The sequence below is a fragment of the Xenorhabdus miraniensis genome (genome assembly GCF_002632615.1).
Map to the genome: position 1 here is coordinate 1 of NZ_NITZ01000098.1, position 828 is coordinate 828.

Here is an 828-nt window from a genome sequence, read left to right on the forward strand (position 1 = left end):
TATTTAACCAAAGAGCGAGACAACGAATCTGAACGGCAGCAAGAAATGAGGCACTCGTTTTGGCATAACGGGTCGCTATACCACGCCAACGTTTAAGATGGAGAAAAGCATTTTCAACTAAGTGCCTGAGCCGATAGAGTTCTCGGTCATATTCCCGTTTCACTTTGCGATTTTTGCGGCTGGGAATTTGCGCTTCCATGCCTTGTTTTTCTGCTCGTTCAACAACGGCATTGCTATCATAGCCCCGATCCGCCAATAAATGTTCCGCATCTATTCCTTCAATCAAGATCTCAGCTTGTGAACAATCCGCTGTGGTACCGCTTGTAATAAGTGCTCTGACCGGCATACCATGCGCATCCACGGCCAGGTGTATCTTGGTATTGAGCCCCCTTTTGTACGCCCCATATCCTGATTGCCACCTTCCGCTCCTGCGGCATGGGGATGAACCTTAATGTGACTGGCGTCAATCATTAGCCATTCGAAATCCGGTTCAGAGATGAGTTCTTCAAGCAATCCTTCCCATACGCCTTTGTCACGCCACCGACAAAAACGGCGATGCGTATTTTTCCAATCGCCATAATCGGGGGGTAAATCTCGCCAGGGAGCACCTGTCCGTAAAATCCAGAATACCGCATTAATAAATAGTCGATTATCATAAGCGACACGTCCCCAGGCCCCCTTACGTCCTGGTAGGTGAGGCTCAAGTAAATACCAAACACGATCAGAGATATCGTGACGGCGGTGTGTGGGTTTACTCATGATTAAAGTCATCCATTCATGTAATAAAGAGTTATTATTACATGAATTTATTCATGACGACACCATCTA

General features: G+C 46.7%; 1 protein-coding gene. It reads right to left on the reverse strand.

What is annotated here, in order from left to right; all coding sequences use genetic code 11:
* Positions 1-759 (reverse strand): IS5 family transposase gene (locus tag Xmir_RS22220; protein ID WP_099116116.1). Its coding sequence is split into 2 segments (ribosomal slippage), with 760 coding nucleotides annotated over them: positions 1-384 and positions 384-759; the frame shifts between segments, so codons are not numbered across the junction. This gene is flagged as partial in the annotation.
* Positions 760-828 lie beyond the last annotated feature (69 nt).